Source organism: Sulfitobacter sp., assembly GCF_036960155.1.
Taxonomy (GTDB): domain Bacteria; phylum Pseudomonadota; class Alphaproteobacteria; order Rhodobacterales; family Rhodobacteraceae; genus Sulfitobacter.
The window spans coordinates 16,660-32,267 of sequence record NZ_JBALWB010000017.1 but is presented as its reverse complement, the minus strand read 5'-3'; the positions used below and the strand labels follow the sequence as shown (position 1 = coordinate 32,267).

Here is a 15,608-nt window from a genome sequence, read left to right as displayed (position 1 = left end):
GAAAACGCCACGGGGTTGGTTAACCCCGTGGCGTTTCGATATGGCTAGATCATGGACCTTTGTGTCAGTCCCGATCGCCCAATGATAACCCCAACAAGGCCGTTGGACGCTGTACGATAATAGTATGAATGTTGTCGATGGCGATGATTTTACTTTTGCGCAACTGCGTGAACGTCCGGCTGACGGTTTCGGTGGTGAGGCCCAGAAAGTCTGCGATATCAGAACGACTCATCGGCAGTGTTACACTTCTGTAGGCACCCAAATCTACCCCAACACGCTCTGTAAGGACGCACAAAAACGACGCCAATTTCTCGCTGGCCGATTTTCGCCCAAGCATCATAAAGTGGTCCTGCATGCCGCTGATTTCGCGCAATGCGGCTTGTAACAGGGCATTGTGCAGTTTGGGATCACCCTCACCACTTTCAAGGGCAGAGCGGCGAAAGGGCTGCAAGCGCACTTCTGTCAACGCCTCACAATCTGTATGATGAATGTCTGCGGAAGGAAATCCAACGATATCACCGGGATACCCAAATGCGATAACTTGGCGACGCCCATCTGCAAGCAATCGCGTCAGCCGCAAAACGCCGCTTGTGACTTGATAAAGCCACTCCACATCGTCGCCTTCATAATACAAATATGCACCGGGTTTCAGGCGCGCCTCGGCGGTTTGCGGCAGGGTAGTCGCAAGCGGTGTAAATGCGGATTGAGCGGCAGTTACAGTAGGGATTGTGACGTACATCGCGATGAGCCTCCATTATGATTTGAAGCCATCTTGAAAAATTAATGTAATCGGGATTATTCGAATAGCACGGGTTTTTGTATCAATTTGTAACAGAGCTACCAATGCTTCGCTCTCGTTGTACCTATGCAAGCCATGTTTCATCGGTACAACGAGAGCGTAAGGGATCTTAGAGGGACCAGACAATCCTTGCCGTTGATGACGATCCCAAGATCAGAAACCTTCTGCGCAATGTGCTTGAGGATGATGACTTTGGTGTGATTGAAGCGGAGACGGCGACAGAAGTGTTGCAAGTGAATGAAACCTCGGCTGTCAGTCTGATTACACTGGATTTAAATCTGGAGTCGGATAACGGCATCGATCTGGCACGCCAGATCCGGCGCACGTCTCAAGTTCCGATTATCATGGTGACGGACAAGGAAGACGTTATCGACTGGGTTGTTGGGCTTGAAGTTGGGGCAGATGATCATACCATAAAGCCGTTTCATCCGCGCAAGGTGCTTGCGCGGATCAGAAGTGTTTTGCTCCGCTCTGAGACAACATCACAGGGTTTGCAAAAAGCCGCAGATACCTTGGTAAGCAGTCCGGCCCAATCCCCTAAAAGGGTGCACTTTTCCTTTGACGGCTTGATCGCAATCCCTCATCAGATGAAGCTGATGAATCGCAGCGGTGTTGAATGCGAGCTGACCAGCGGTGACTTTAGGCTGCTGGATGTTTTCCTCAATAGACCCAAGCGGGTGCTGTCACTAGATCAATTGATGGACCTAGCTGGGGGCACAGAGTGGAACCCGTTGGACCGTGCGATCGACAATCAAATTGCGCGCCTACGCAAAAAGATAGAGCGTGACCCGTCGGACCCAAAGCTGATCAAAACAGCGCGCGGTGTCGGTTATTCTTTCTCTTGCGAAGTTCAGATTGTTCAAGCGTCAATAACATCGTGCAAGAGCGCCTGAAGCCTGCGCGCCAACTCTGACTGTCGATAGGGCTTGTGCAGGATTTCGTATGGCCGCTCATGTGCCAATCCTAACGTAATCACATTGCTGGCATAGCCAGAGGTCAAAAGCACTTTAAGCTGGGGGATTTCTTGCGAAACCTTTGCCGCAAGGTCAGAGCCATTCAGGGCACCCGGCATCACCAAGTCTGAGAAAGCCAGATCAACCTGCGCCCCGGCCTTTAGCATCTGATAGGCTTGATCACTGCTTTCCGCCTCCAGAGCCTGAAACCCGAGGTCGCGAATACGTTCACTCGACAGCTTACGCACTTTCGGATTATCTTCAACGATCAGGATGGTTTCGCCATTTCCTTGCGGTAATACTGAGGCACGCCCATTTGGAGCATCAGTCCCACTTTGCACAGTACTGTGCGGCAAGGCTGGGAAGTAGAGGCCAAAACTGGTTCCAAGACCCAGTTCACTGTACAGCGTGACGTGCCCGCCAGATTGACACACAAAGCCATAGACCATGGCCAGCCCTAACCCCGTGCCACCACTGTCAGATTTGGTTGTAAAAAAGGCTCAAACGCGCGTTTTTGCGCCTCAATGTTCATCCCTGCACCATCGTCGCTGACAGACAGGCGAACATAATCCCCCGGCTCAATATCGGTTTCTTGTGCCATGTAGGTGTCATCGATGGTCACATTTTGGGTTGAGACCATCAATTCACCACCTGAGCCCATCGCGTCACGTGCATTCAGCGCCAAGTTCATGAGGGCGGATTGCAGTTGAACGAGGTCAACCATCACTGCATCCAGGTCATCAGCAAAGTCGGTTCTGATATGATACGTGGCTCCTATGGTTCGCTTAAGGAGCGCGAGCGTATCTGAGCAGAACTTTCGCAAGTCCGCTCTTTCAGGGTTGAGATTGCATTTGCGTGCAAAGATCATCAGCCGAGATGTCAAATCTGCGCCAAGTTCAGCAGACTCAAGAGCGTCTCTTATCAACGGCAATTGCCGTCCGTCCGTGCTGCGCATTTCCAGCAGTTCCAAATTTCCAACGATAACGGTCAGCAAATTGTTGAAATCATGCGCAATGCCACCCGTCATCTGACCAATGGCATCCAATCGCTGCGAACGGGCAAGCGCGTTTTTGGGCGCTTTGCGGTGGGTCAGATCATGCTAGATTCCGATGAAGATGTGTTGGCCACTGACCTCTGAGTGACCCACCGAAAGGTGCAATGGAAACACAGAAGAGTCCTTGCGTTGTCCCTCAACATCGCGCCCGATCCCGATGATCCGTTTCTCCCCCGTCTCGATATGATGCGACATAAAGCCGTCGTGAATCTCAGCCAAAGCCTGCGGCATTAACATGTTCACACTTTGCCCAACCATTTCGGCGACGTCATACTTGAACATTTTTGCTGCTGCCGGAATGGCCCGCAGGATTGTTCCTTGTCCATCTGACACGATTATTGCGTCCACTGCGGCTTCAAGGATCGCGAATAAGACTGCGCTGTCCTCGTGGGCATTGGTCATTTGGGATGTTCCTTTTGTCTACCCTGCCAAATGCTGCGCTACGGGAGCAAGCCTGAATTGACTTGTATCAAAGGTCTGCGGACATGATCTGCCAAATTCGTGACAGACACAAAAACGGAGGCAGGAATGAAACCAACCATTACTTGGATTGTTTTAGCAAACGCGCGGACCGCGAGGGTAGTAACGCATCAAGGGCCCGGCAAAGGCTTGACTGCTTTGGCTGGCAAGACTTGGCAGACAGCCGAGGCAAGTGTGCCGCGCGATAGGGCTGGCGTTGGACATAGTAGTGCAGGGCCGGGGGTTGCCGCAGTTGAACAAAGTGACGCGAAACTGGTCAATGACACGCGGTTTGCAAAAGAGATCATTGCACAGATCGCGAAGGACTATCTCGTCAAGAGGTTTAACCGACTGATCTTGGTTTCAGGCCCCCATATGATGGGTCTTCTGCGTGCTGAGATTGACGGCCCCTTAAGTGCAGCATTACTCGGTGAAATACCCAAAGACCTTTCGGCGCAATCGCTCGAAAAAATCGAAACACATCTTGGCGAATTGGTCGCCATCTAGGGTCAGAGATACTGATCAGCAAACCGGAGATATCAAATGTTCAGACAGATTATTGTTGCTCTTGACGGGTCAGAAAGATCCAAGAACGCGGCCCGTGTTGGGTTCGACCTAGCAAAACTTTACTCAGGCACGGTAACGCTGGTGCATGTGCCGCACGGAGAAACCGCCGCCTTTGTCGTTGGTGCCGTATCCGGCTATCACGCGGCGATTACGAAACCGTCGCTTGAAGAGATCGAGAAGGCGGGTCAACACGTCCTCGACGAGGCCCTGACCATTGCGGCAGATGTCGGCTTTGAGGCGGTTAAGACACATATGCCGCATGGCGATGCGGCCACCGAAGTTCTGCTCCACGCCGATGAAATTGAAGCCGATTTGATCGTGACGGGGCGGCGCGGGCTTAGCGCGATTTCCAGTGTGGTTTTGGGCAGCACAACCCAGCGGATTAATCACCTTGCCAAATGCGCGTGCCTTTCCGTCGTTTAGTCGCGGACGTTGATGTTACTATGCGGCCCTGCCAATCGGGGCATCTGTTTAGTGTTTTGCTGCTGCTTTCTGCTCATGTTCAGCAAGACCATTGTCGTTCAGACATTCTGTTAGGTCTGCCAGAGTGATGACACCAAACAGTTGGTGGTCCGAAATAACCAAGAACTTGCAACGTCCGGTATGTTGGATCATTTTCAGGAGTTCCGCGACTGGTAGTTCTGGCGCAACCATCACACTTTGATCCAAGCCTACAAAGACATCACCAACGCGCGTATTGACCCAGTTTTCACGGTCAATACGCGATAGAACGGACCCGTCGATGTATCCAAGAATGACGTCTCCTTCGACCACAGGAACGAAATTTACACCGTGACGTAGCATGATCTGACTGACGAACTCCGATAGGGTCATGTCTGGTCCAACAGTGATAGGATCGTGCTCCATCACTGCGTTCACAGCCTTGCCCTCAAATACTGCGCGGGCAAGCTGAGAGGTATAGCTCGCGCGTGCCGCGATCAGAACAACCCCCCCGATCATCAACTGCCAAAGCCCTGCGACGAACGCCCCTTGGAACAGTGCGGTAACCCCAAGCGCCATAAGGAAGTAGCCAAAAAACGTTCCTGACCTAGCTGCGATTTGGGTTGCTGCAAGTGCGTCCCCAGTTCGGTACCACAGAAATGCACGCAGCACGCGCCCGCCATCCAGCGGAAAGGCTGGTACCATGTTGAAAATTGCTAACACCAGATTAGTGAAAGCCAGATAGGAGACCACTTCGACAACGGTTTGAGAGCTAGAAGCCAGCCTCGTCGCTTCTGCGAAAGTCCACAAGCCAAAGGCCAGGCAAAACGACATGACAGGACCCGCCAGAGCAATCCAGAACTCGTCACGTGCTGATGATGGCTCTGCCCCGAGTTCGGCCATCCCGCCAAAGATGAACAATGTGATGCTTTTGATGGGGACACCCAAGTGCTGTGCGACGACTGAATGTGCCAATTCATGCAACAAAAGGGATGCAAAAAATCCGAACATCCCGACCAACGCCATCATCAGATACGTGGCGCTGGATACATCGGGTAAAACGTTAGGGAAATATTGTTGCGACAGGCTCCAGGTCACCAATCCCGCGATGATCACCCAACTGGGGTCGACTTTGATTTTGAAACCTTTGAGGGAAAAGAGCTTTACGGCATTTGAGAACATGGTTGGCTCCGCATTTGCCATAAACCTAACGTCAATTTGCGGTCGTCAATTGATATCGCTCAAATGGGCAAATCAAGGATGGAAAAAGCCCCCGACAAAGTACGCCAGAAGTGCCGCCACGCCGCCTATCAACAATGTCTCAGCACCAGAACGCCACCATTTGGCAAGTGACCAATGGCTTTTGGCGGCACCAATTATGAAAAAGGTCAGGAGGGTCGCAAAAATTGAAGTGGCAAAGGCATTCTGAAGGTCAAACAGAAAGGGGACCAGTGGCACCGAACCAGCAATCAAAAAGGCCGCGAAAGTAGCCAAAGCTGCGCGCAACGGTTCTGGGTCATCACGTGCCAATCCGTATTCGTCCGTAAGCATCAAGCCGATCCAATTTTCGCGGCTTTGTGAGATTTCACTGGTCGCCTGATCGAGCACGGCACCGGACAGGCCCCGCATTTGCAAAATCTGTCGCAGCTCTTCTAACTCTCCCTCTGGGTGCTGTGCGATATGGCGTTCTTCGGTCTGAATAATGCGTTTGCGGTCATCCAGCTCAGCCTTGGTGCCAGAATAATTGCTGGCCGCCATTGAAAACCCATCCGCCAGAATATTGGCCAATCCAAGCGCCACAATGATACTATGGGGTAGTCCTGCGCCTTCAACCCCGGCAACAATCGCAAAGGTCGTCACAGCCCCGTCGATCCCGCCATAAATCATGTCTTTGAGGTTGCTGTTTTGTTGGCCAGCGTTCAGGCGGGTGGCGATTTCATCGCGGCTGTGTCCATGTTCTTGTGTCATGCATGCAGTATCGCGGATAATAGCCTAGCATTGATTGAGGCATGTCAACGGGCGCGCGCTCTTGTTCGTTAGACCGCAAGGATGCAGATCCCAGCCACATCCCTGATCCAAAGTTTGGTTTTCTTCGCGCTGAGTGCCGCCTGCGTTTGGGTTGCCGGAGCGCGGTTGGCATATCTAGCGGACGCCCTGGCAGATCGGTTCAAACTGGCGAAATCGCTGGTGGGTCTGTTGCTTTTGTCCTTGGCGACCTCGCTACCGGAGGTCGCCACAACACTGACGGCCGCCATCCAGCAATCGCGTGATCTTGTGCTCAACAATCTGTTTGGCGGCATCGCGTTACAAACTGCCATTCTAGCAATGGCAGATTTTTGGGCACGCGGCCCGATTACAAATTACCCCCGCAAGGCAAACCACGCACTTGAGGCGACCTTGTTGGTGTTGCTGTTGTCTGTGACGCTTGTCATCACCAATCTGGGCGAGACATTAGTGTTTGCTGGTGTAGGCGTTGGCAGCATTTGCATCGCAGTAATCTACGTCGGAGCAATCTGGTTGTTGCGCCGTTATGATGACAGCAGCGATTGGGTGCCCATTGATTTGCCCGATCCTGATCCTCTTGCCTTTCCGGCACCCACGGGTTTGGCGTATGCGGGCAATACCAGTTTGATTTGGCAGGCCATTGCGTCCTGCGCAGCCATTTTGATCTTTGGTTTGTTCCTTGTCTTGTTTGCCGATCGCATTGCAGACCAATCGGGTCTTGGCACCGGGTTTATTGGCGTCACATTGCTGGCCGCGGCCACATCATTACCGGAACTGAGCACAAGCATCGCAGCGGTGCGTATCGGTGCCTATACGATGGCGATCTCGAACATCTTTGGCAGTAACCTGATTATGCTGGTGCTGATTTTCCCTGCCGATATTCTGTTTCGCGCAGGCCCGATTTTGCAAAATACGTCGCGCATGGTTAGCCTTACAGTGGGATTTGGAATGACCGTTACAGCAATTTATCTGATCGGGCTGATTGTGCGACGCAAACCACGCATAGGCGTGTTCGGACTGGATTCAATCCTTGTTTTGCTGACGTTTTTAGCCAGCCTTGCGGCATACTATTATGTACGCTGAAGATTCAGGCTCACTGCCTTTAGCAGCTCAGGCACCACCAGAATAGGGAGGGCAAAGATGCCGATTAAAGTCCATTCATCGACCCCAATGGGCACTGTATGCAAAAGGACCTGCAGTGGTGGCCAGTAAACGGCCAGCACTTGTGCGCCTAGTGTCACTGTAAGTGCCAACAACAGAAACGGATTGCTGAACCAGCCAATGCGCCAACCCGGCAAGCGCAGGGAGCGGAAAGCAAAGACGCTGACTTTTTCGAATACCACCATCGCCGTGAATGCGGTTGTTCGGGCCAGTTCAACACCGATTTCCATTAGCTCAAAGAAAATCCAAAGGCTCGACAAACCTGTGTAAGCTCCCAGCACAATGATGGTCGCCATGCCGCTTTTGCCCAGTATCGGAGTGTCCTTGCGGCGCGGTTTTTGACTCATCTGGTCAGGTTCAGATTTCTCCAGCCCCAAGGCAACCGCCGTAACACCGTCGGTCACAAGGTTCATCCACAAAATCTGGGTTGCAAGGAAAACCAACGGACCGCCAATGGCGATATTTACCACTAATGCGATGACTTCGCCCGCGTTCGAAGACAACAAATAGCGCACGAATTTCTGAACATTGGCGAACTGGCGTCGCCCTTCTCCGATGGCCCGCACGATGGTCGCGAAATTGTCGTCGAGCAGCACCAGATCAGAAGCATCGCGCGCAACATCAGTGCCTCTGATCCCCATCGACACGCCAATGTCCGCTTGTTTCAGGGCAGGGGCGTCGTTCACTCCGTCTCCTGTCATTGCAACAATCTGTCCCTGTGCTTGAAGGCTTGAGACGATGCGCATTTTTTGTTCAGGTTTGGTGCGCGCAAACAGGACGTCGCCCTGCAACAGATCGCTAAGGTCTGCATCATTCAAGCCGTCCAGATCAGTCCCGGTCAAGTGTTGCGTTACATTCAAAGACAACTGATCCGCGATTGCGCCTGCGGTGATTGGGCTGTCGCCGGTGATCATGACAACCTTGATTCCTGCCGCGCGGGCAAGGGCAATCGCATCATGCACCTCTGACCTTGGGGGGTCAATCAACCCAACCAGACCAAGGAATATCAAGTGGTCCTCCGTGATCTGTTGATCAGCGGCGGGGCGGCGGGCAAACCCAATGACGCGCAATCCTTTTTCCGCAAGTTGGCTGTAGGCTTGCAGGATCATCTCATGGTCCGCTGGTAACAGCGCGCGCGCACCGTTTTGAGTCACGACCTGAGTGCAAACCTCAAGCACTTGTTCAGGCGCGCCCTTGGTCAACACCGATGTCTCTGTTTCAGATTGATACAGCACAGACATCCGTTTACGCGCGCTGCTGAATGGAATTTCCGCCAGTAAACCGCGTTCACTTGGCAGGTCACACCAACCTTTGTAGGCAAGCGTAATCAACGCCCCTTCGGTTGGGGCACCCACCATCTGCCAGCCTTCACCGTCGCGGTGCAATCGCGCGTGACTGCAATATAGGCCAGCCTGTAATAGCGCCGCCAGCACAGGATCGTCTGCTGCGCGCAGGCGTTTACCATCAACCTCAATGTGCCCAGCAGGATCGTAGCCTGTGCCAGTCACATCATAATTGCGATCCATGGTCCAGACCTGTGTTGCGGTCATCTTATTCTCAGTCAGCGTCCCCGTCTTATCCGTACAAATAACCGAGGCCGCACCCAGCGTTTCGACGGCTTGTAAGCGGCGTGCCAAAGCATTCTGTCGCACCATCGCCGTGGCCCCTAGCGCAAGCGTGATCGTTACAACTGCGGGCAACCCCTCGGGCACCATTGCGACAGACAAAGACAACCCTGTCATCACCATTTCTATCAGATCACGCCCTAAAAACAGCCCAAGGCAGGTGACACCCACCGCGACCAGCAGCGCGGCAATCCCAAGCTGGCGAGCCAGTTGACCCAGCTTGATTTGCAGGTTTGTGGTCTTTGATCCAACCGATCCTGTCAGATGAGCGATCTTGCCAAATTCAGTGTTTGCACCCGTTGCGATGACCCGTGCTTCGGCCCGCCCAGCAGTGACAGATGTCCCCGCAAATACCGCTTGTCCGCTTTCGGCCTCACCCTTGGCGACCGCCACAGATTCCCCTGTCAGGACGCTTTCATCAACACGCAGTTCGACGGACTGAACAACCAATCCGTCTGCTGCCACTTTGGCCCCGGGTGCCAGAACAAGGATATCACCCGGTACGATGTCTCTGGCGGGGATCATCTGTTCCTGTCCATCTCGCAGGACCATTGCTTGTGGCGACAGCATTTTGCGCAGGGATGCCAGCGCAGTTTCTGCTTTCCATTCCTGCACAAAGCCCAAACCGGCGTTCAGCAAGACAACCAGACCGATAGTGATCGCGTCCACCCGCTCGCCCAAAGCAAGTGCGACGACAGCGGCAACGATCAGGATAAGCACGAGGAAACTGGAGAATTGACGCAACAAAACCCGAAACGGCCCTGATTGCACCACCACTGGCAGTTCATTCCACCCATGAATGTGACGCGCGGCAAATACCTCCTGCTCCGTCAAACCTGTCTGTCGCGCAATGTCCTTCACGGGCCTACCTCGTTTGCTAATATTTGGGTTTCGTTATCGGCACGCAGGGTCTTGGTGGATTGAGCAATATCAAACCCACCGCGGAATCCTGGCCTAGCGTGGCACGCGTAAATTCATCAATCGGAGGACCTGAAATGGCCGATAAACCTCAGACACAAGACCCCAAGACCGCCGCAAAGGAGGAGCCATTCAACGCAATGACCCAGCTTCAGGGAGCTGGTTTCGGCAATATGCTGGGCATGAGCACCGCATGGATGGAAGCGTTGAGCGACATGAGCGCAGAAGTGGTTCGCTTTGTCGCCGAGCGGATCAAAGAAGATGTGAAGATCCAGCACGAAATCCTGCATTGTAAGAACGCCGCTGATCTTCAGCATATCCAAGCGCAATTCATGCAAAAAGCAATAGACCAATATCAGGCCGAGACGGGCAAGCTTGTTGAAATGGGGACCAAGGCTCTTGGCCCCGAACACAAACCCTAGCCAAACACATAGCGCCCTGGTGCCGCATCAAGCGCGTCAAGATGCGTAGAACGAAGGATCTGGACCGGCCCGCTGCGTTTCTTCAGCCATTGCGCCCAATGCGGCCACCATGATCCGTCTTGGGGGTGGTGGCCATCAAGCCAATCCGTAGCGGTGATATGCGCATCGCCCTCATCTTTGTGGCCGCAGCGAAAGTGGCGTCCAGCGTGGCCCGGCTCTGACAGGATACCGCCGTTGTGGCCTCCGTTGGTCAAAACAAATGTCACATCCGTATCCGTCAGCAACGACAATCTGAAAACCGATCGCCACGGCGAAACATGATCCGCCTCCGTGGCCACACAGTAGACCTTTGCACGAATATCGCTAAGCGCAATTGCGGTCCCATCGACCCTGAACCGCCCCTTGGCCAGATCATTTCCCAAGAACAATCGCCGCAGATATTGCGAATGCATCCGCGCTGGCATTCGGGTGGTATCTGCATTCCACGCCAGCAGCGGGTTGTCAGGTGTCCGCTCACCAAGAAGGTAATGGCGGATGACACGGCTCCAGATCAAATCGTTTGAGCGCAAAAGCTGGAAGGCCCCAGCCATCTGATCGGCCTTCAGGTATCCACGTGTCGCCATCATGTCTTCCAAAAAGGTCACCTGGCTTTCGTTGATAAATAGCCCCAGCTCGCCGGGTTCGGAAAAATCGACCTGCGACGCAAGCAGACTGACGCTGGCCAGACTGTCATCGCGGTCCCTTGCCATTGCCGCCGCGACAATGGCCAAAAGTGTGCCACCCAAGCAGTAACCGGCTGCATGAAGATGGGTATGCCCCAGCTCTTTGATCTTGGCGATAGCCGCGCGGACCCCCAGATCGACATAGTCCTGCATCGACAGATTTGCGTCATCTTCTTCGGGGTTTTTCCATGACATAATAAACACTTCAAAACCCTGATCGCGCAGATAGGCCACCAGTGACTGCTGTGCGGTAAGGTCCAGAATATAGTATTTCATAATCCACGCAGGCACGATCAGAACCGGTTCGGGATGCACCTTAGCCGTTGTCGGGTGATAACGGATCAGCTCGATCAAATCATTGCGCAGCACAACGTCGCCGGGTGTTGTCGCTAACTCTTGACCAACACTAAACCTAAGGGACTTGCGCGGCTGCTTGGTCAGCAGACGGTTGAAATCCTCGATCCAGTACCGCGCACCTCGCATCAGGTTCTGTCCGCCCTCGGCTTGTGTACGCATCTGCACCTGCGGATTCGTTGCGGCAAAATTCGAGGGCGACATCATGTCGAGCCACTGTCGCGCTGCAAAGTTGACCATCTGTGCGTGTTTCGGGTCAACACCGTTTATGTTCGTGGTAGCGGTGCCCCACCAGTTCTGCGTCGCCAAAAACCCCTGCGCATAAACCTTGAAAGGAAAACGATCCCACGCGGGGTCAGCAAACCTTGGATCAGATTTCACATCCTGCGCAGTCTTCGTTGTCAATGCTTGTTTGAACAGCTGGGATTGCTTATCCGGCGACCCCATCAGGTGCAGCCCCCAATCCACATACGCGGTGGCGAGCGCTGCGGGGGACAACCCGCCAGTGAATTTACCAAGTGTTGCGTGCCATTGGGCGTCAAGCCCACGCGTTTCGTCACGATCCGTGTTCATAGCTGCGACCTTTCTATGAGCGTCACACCGGCGGCAATTGCATCACTGGGGTGGGTGACAACCTGTTCGGCAGGCTCCAACCCTTTCAGCACCTCGACAATCCGGTTGTTGCGGCGGCCCAAGGTTACGGCCCGCTTTTCGGCGATCCCGTCCAGCGCCACAAAAACAGCCCAACTGCTGCCATCTCGGAACGCGGCACTTAACGGGATCTGCAGCACGTCTTCTGCATGCCATTCGACAATTCTGAGAAAAACAGAAAAACCGTCACCCAGATTTGGCCGTGCACCTGAGGGGTTGATCAAACTGAAATACACATCGACCCGCTGTTCTTCGATTCCAAGTGCCGAGATTTTAGTGCGGGCCTTGGGGTCAATCCGTTCCAACTTGGCCTGCAAAATTTCACCGCCGCCCCAGCGTTCCACATGGGCCAATGCACCGGGCGCAAGGCGCACCGCATCATTCGACAAAATGTCCGCAACCAGTTCAAGCCTGTTCGGATCGCCGATACTGACCAGTGGTGTGCCCATAGAAACCGGCCGTTCGCTGATGGCTGCCACCGATAGAACGACACCATCAGCGGGCGAAGTCAGTTGAATACAGCAGCTCTCCAGTGCTGCATCCTGATCCTTGGGTGACAAAAGACTGGCCCGCGCCCGTTCAATTGTACCGTCCGCCATTTTAATACGTGCCTGCGCGGCCTCAGTAGTGGCATTCGCGACGGCCAGTCTTTGAGTGTCGTCTTCCAACCGCGTAACCGAGGCCACGCCGCGCGTGACCAGCGCCTTGGTCCTTGCAAACTGCGATTGCGCAAAGCGCAGCGTTTCTTCAGCCTGCTTCAAATCGGCTTGTGCAACATGTCGCGCGGCCAGCGCCTCTTGCAACGCCGCTTCTGCCTGAAGCTGTGCGCGGGCGTCCAACAACTCGGAAGAAGAGGGCCGGACGATCGCAACAACCGTCTCACCCGCCCGCACATGATCGCCTTCGGCGACAGGGGACCGCAGCGCCGTGCCGGATATAGGTGAAGCGACCTCAAACAGATCGCGTACCTGCGTCTGGCCATCGGCATTGATGGTCACTTCCAACGGTCCTTGCGTCACCATTGCCAAATCAACGGCTATCGGATCGGTGCTAAAACTGACATAAGACAGCCCTGCTAAAAGTGCTGCTCCAATGCCAATCAATACAAGCGTACGTGTTGAATAGGCCATCGCTTTACTCCCTCGTTTTCATGACAGACACCAGATTGAGTCGGTCCAGTCGCACGCGTACAATCATCACAGAAGCAAGCGCGGCGCTTAGCACAACAAGGCTGGCAAGTGTGAAAGTTGCCGGTTTCAGCACCAGCGGAATTGCGTAAAGATCACTGGTGAAAGCATTGGTCATCAGATGGGCGATGCCCGCACCGATCAGCCAGCCAAAGGGCTGGGCCATCAGCGCGATCAGCATCATTTCACCCACCAGAATGTAGGAGACCTCGCCCCGCCCAAAGCCAAGAATGCGCAGGCTGGCGAGCTCGCGGGCACGTTCCGACAGTTGGATGCGTGCGGCGTTATAGGTTACGCCAATGGTGATCAGCACGGCCACCGCGATGTAGATCGTGTTCATGACAACGATGTTTTGCTCAACCGTGTTCTCAAACGAACGGCGATTCTCGTTCATTTCGATAATGCCAGAAATGCGTGGTATATCTTTGATGGCGGCGTGCAACGCTTGGGTTTGCATCGTGTCGAACGTGATGTTCACCACCGACAGGCGTGGGGCCTGACGAAACAGTGCATTCAGATACTCAAGATCCATGTAGGCGCCGAGGCCAAAATGCAAATCCACCAGTGCTGTGACAGTGACGCCAAAGGTTTCACGCCGCCCGGTTAGAAATTCGATGTCGATGGTCTCGCCGCTTTTGACGTCGAGATGGCTTGCAAGCCGCTTTGATAACACAATGCCGCCAGGAGGCACGTCTAGCGAAATGCCGCTTGCATCCAACACGCGGCTAAGATCATTGCCGGGGCGGCGCGATTCAATGGCCACTGTGCAGAACTGCCGCGTGAAACTGATGGCTTTCAGCCTGCAACACGCCCGGCAAGTTGCGCACGTCTTCCAACGCCGCTTCGGGGACATCTTCGGCAAAGAGCAACATCGCGTCTTGGCGGTTGGTTTGATAAAATGCCAAATCGACAATTTCGCTAAGGGCATCATTGATGAATGTTGCTGCGATCACCGACGCGACAGCTAAGGAAAGGCCCAGCGAGGTCAGAAAACTGCGCAATGGCCAGCGCAGCAGCGAGCGCAGGATCATGACCGTAGATTGCGCCAAACGCATGCGCGTCATCGCGTCATCAATGATTGAGCGTTTAAACCGTGGAGGAGCAGCGGGCTGCATCGCAATGGCGGGTGCCAGACGCGCAGCTTTTAGCGCTGCCTGCGCGGCACCCAAGCTGGTTGTCAGCAAACCTGCCAAACCAGACGCCGCATAAACCCAATAAGACACGCGGAAAATCACAAAAGGGAAATCAAAGAACTGCGCATATTGCGCTGCCGTTACCCGAGCCAGCACCGTTCCAGCAATCCATCCAGCCAGCACCCCAACCACAGCAATCAGCGCGGCCAGCATCAGATAGTGCAGGCAAATTTCGGTGTTCGAATATCCGATGGCCTTGAGCAGCCCAATTTCGCTGCGTTCCAAGGTTATAATCCGGCTCATCACCATGCTGACCAGAAACCCCGAAATGGCAAAAAAGATCGGCGGCAGGATCGCAGCCATCCCTTTGAGTTGGCTAATCTCGGCATCCAGAAACGCATCGGATTGGTGCGTAGCGCGGTCATAGGCCCCAAAGCCACCGTAGGGTTCCAGCAGCCTATCAAGTGCGTCAATCACCGGCGCGGTTGTCATCCCGGATGCAATGGCCAGTGAAATGTCATTGAACGCCCCCGTCATGTCAAACGCAGCCGCTGCGGCGCGTTCGGGCATCCAGATGATGCCAAAGGCTGCGTTGTCTGGCATCATCGCACCGGGGCCGATAGTATAGACAAACTCAGGTGACAACGCAGTGCCGACAATCGTCAGTTCACGCTTGTGGCCGCGCAGATTGGCGCTGAACTGGTCGCCGGGTTCAAACCCATTTGCCGTCGCAAATGGCGCATTCACAACAACTTCGTGTGTGCTGAGAGGATCGGAGAAACGGCCTGTGACCAGCAGGGGCACATTTAATACCGGATCAGAGGTTTCAGGGAATGACAGGATCTTGCCCACTGCTGTTTTGGTGCGTCCCGGAATGTCCAAAATTGCATCGCCTGAAATCCGCGCCTCGACGCTCATCACCCCGTCGATACGGTAAATTTCGGCCAGCAATGACAGGGGCGCGCGGATGGTATGGGCAAAAACATCGGCAAAACGGTTGCGCTCGTAGTAAGCGGTGCGCGTTTCCGACAGAGCTTTATACATCCCGACGGAGGTCAGCAGGATTGCCACACCACAGGCCAAAACCAAGGCAATCGCAATCGCTTGTATCCAAAGCCGCTTAAAGTCGCGCAGCAGTTTGATATCTAGGGCATGCAT

General features: G+C 54.1%; 16 protein-coding genes. 5 read left to right on the top strand and 11 right to left on the bottom strand.

The window, feature by feature from the left end:
- Window positions 1–64: 64 nt before the first annotated feature.
- Complete coding sequence (locus V7775_RS21995; RefSeq protein WP_335754084.1) at window positions 65–739, bottom strand: helix-turn-helix domain-containing protein; 675 nt, start codon at window positions 737–739, stop codon at window positions 65–67.
- A gap of 185 nt (window positions 740–924) precedes the next feature.
- Between V7775_RS21995 and V7775_RS21990 the strand changes: the two genes are divergently transcribed.
- Window positions 925–1,692 (top strand): response regulator, encoded by a 768-nt coding sequence (locus V7775_RS21990; protein ID WP_335754140.1) that lies wholly within the window; start codon window positions 925–927, stop codon window positions 1,690–1,692.
- Here the strand turns inward: V7775_RS21990 and V7775_RS21985 are convergent.
- The 3 genes from V7775_RS21985 to V7775_RS21975 all read right to left on the bottom strand — a co-directional run bounded on the left by V7775_RS21985 (window position 1,659) and on the right by V7775_RS21975 (window position 3,208).
- Window positions 1,659–2,201: a response regulator gene (locus V7775_RS21985; RefSeq protein WP_335754083.1), complete on the bottom strand. Its 543-nt coding sequence runs from the start codon at window positions 2,199–2,201 to the stop codon at window positions 1,659–1,661. The two genes, V7775_RS21990 and V7775_RS21985, sit on opposite strands and share 34 nt — an antisense overlap.
- Before the next feature lie 8 nt (window positions 2,202–2,209).
- Window positions 2,210–2,779 (bottom strand): sensor histidine kinase, encoded by a 570-nt coding sequence (locus V7775_RS21980; RefSeq protein ID WP_335754082.1) that lies wholly within the window; start codon window positions 2,777–2,779, stop codon window positions 2,210–2,212.
- 72 nt (window positions 2,780–2,851) lie between these two features.
- Window positions 2,852–3,208, bottom strand: a complete 357-nt coding sequence (locus V7775_RS21975; protein ID WP_335754081.1) for a PAS domain S-box protein — start codon at window positions 3,206–3,208, stop codon at window positions 2,852–2,854.
- 126 nt (window positions 3,209–3,334) lie between these two features.
- On the opposite strand from V7775_RS21975, the gene V7775_RS21970 reads away from it, so the two are divergent.
- Both V7775_RS21970 and V7775_RS21965 read left to right on the top strand, forming a co-directional pair.
- Complete coding sequence (locus V7775_RS21970; protein ID WP_335754080.1) at window positions 3,335–3,772, top strand: host attachment protein; 438 nt, start codon at window positions 3,335–3,337, stop codon at window positions 3,770–3,772.
- 36 nt (window positions 3,773–3,808) lie between these two features.
- Complete coding sequence (locus V7775_RS21965; protein ID WP_335754079.1) at window positions 3,809–4,255, top strand: universal stress protein; 447 nt, start codon at window positions 3,809–3,811, stop codon at window positions 4,253–4,255.
- 48 nt (window positions 4,256–4,303) lie between these two features.
- Here the strand turns inward: V7775_RS21965 and V7775_RS21960 are convergent, their stop codons facing one another.
- Both V7775_RS21960 and V7775_RS21955 read right to left on the bottom strand, forming a co-directional pair.
- Window positions 4,304–5,455 (bottom strand): site-2 protease family protein, encoded by a 1,152-nt coding sequence (locus V7775_RS21960; RefSeq protein WP_335754078.1) that lies wholly within the window; start codon window positions 5,453–5,455, stop codon window positions 4,304–4,306.
- Window positions 5,456–5,527: 72 nt separating this feature from the next.
- Window positions 5,528–6,241: a VIT1/CCC1 transporter family protein gene (locus tag V7775_RS21955; RefSeq protein WP_335754077.1), complete on the bottom strand. Its 714-nt coding sequence runs from the start codon at window positions 6,239–6,241 to the stop codon at window positions 5,528–5,530.
- 81 nt (window positions 6,242–6,322) lie between these two features.
- On the opposite strand from V7775_RS21955, the gene V7775_RS21950 reads away from it, so the two are divergent.
- On the top strand, window positions 6,323–7,360 hold the full coding sequence (locus V7775_RS21950) for a sodium:calcium antiporter (protein WP_335754076.1): 1,038 nt from the start codon (window positions 6,323–6,325) through the stop codon (window positions 7,358–7,360).
- On the opposite strand, the gene V7775_RS21945 is transcribed toward V7775_RS21950, so the two are convergent.
- Window positions 7,348–9,924 carry a cation-translocating P-type ATPase gene (locus V7775_RS21945; RefSeq protein WP_335754075.1) on the bottom strand — a complete coding sequence of 859 codons (2,577 nt, stop codon included), beginning with the start codon at window positions 9,922–9,924 and terminating at the stop codon, window positions 7,348–7,350. The genes V7775_RS21950 and V7775_RS21945 overlap by 13 nt on opposite strands.
- A gap of 134 nt (window positions 9,925–10,058) precedes the next feature.
- Here V7775_RS21945 and V7775_RS21940 point away from each other — a divergent pair, with 134 nt between their 5' ends.
- Window positions 10,059–10,403 carry a phasin family protein gene (locus V7775_RS21940; protein WP_335754074.1) on the top strand — a complete coding sequence of 115 codons (345 nt, stop codon included), beginning with the start codon at window positions 10,059–10,061 and terminating at the stop codon, window positions 10,401–10,403.
- On the opposite strand, the gene V7775_RS21935 is transcribed toward V7775_RS21940, so the two are convergent.
- From V7775_RS21935 to V7775_RS21920, 4 genes are read right to left on the bottom strand one after another with little or no spacing between them, the layout of a single operon-like run.
- Window positions 10,400–12,052, bottom strand: a complete 1,653-nt coding sequence (locus V7775_RS21935; RefSeq protein ID WP_335754073.1) for a PHA/PHB synthase family protein — start codon at window positions 12,050–12,052, stop codon at window positions 10,400–10,402. The two genes, V7775_RS21940 and V7775_RS21935, sit on opposite strands and share 4 nt — an antisense overlap.
- Window positions 12,049–13,260, bottom strand: a complete 1,212-nt coding sequence (locus V7775_RS21930; RefSeq protein WP_335754072.1) for an efflux RND transporter periplasmic adaptor subunit — start codon at window positions 13,258–13,260, stop codon at window positions 12,049–12,051. The genes V7775_RS21935 and V7775_RS21930 overlap by 4 nt, the downstream gene beginning before the upstream one ends.
- 4 nt (window positions 13,261–13,264) lie before the next feature.
- Complete coding sequence (locus tag V7775_RS21925; RefSeq protein WP_335754071.1) at window positions 13,265–14,080, bottom strand: ABC transporter permease; 816 nt, start codon at window positions 14,078–14,080, stop codon at window positions 13,265–13,267.
- Window positions 14,070–15,608 carry an ABC transporter permease gene (locus V7775_RS21920; protein ID WP_335754070.1) on the bottom strand — a complete coding sequence of 513 codons (1,539 nt, stop codon included), beginning with the start codon at window positions 15,606–15,608 and terminating at the stop codon, window positions 14,070–14,072. The genes V7775_RS21925 and V7775_RS21920 overlap by 11 nt, the downstream gene beginning before the upstream one ends.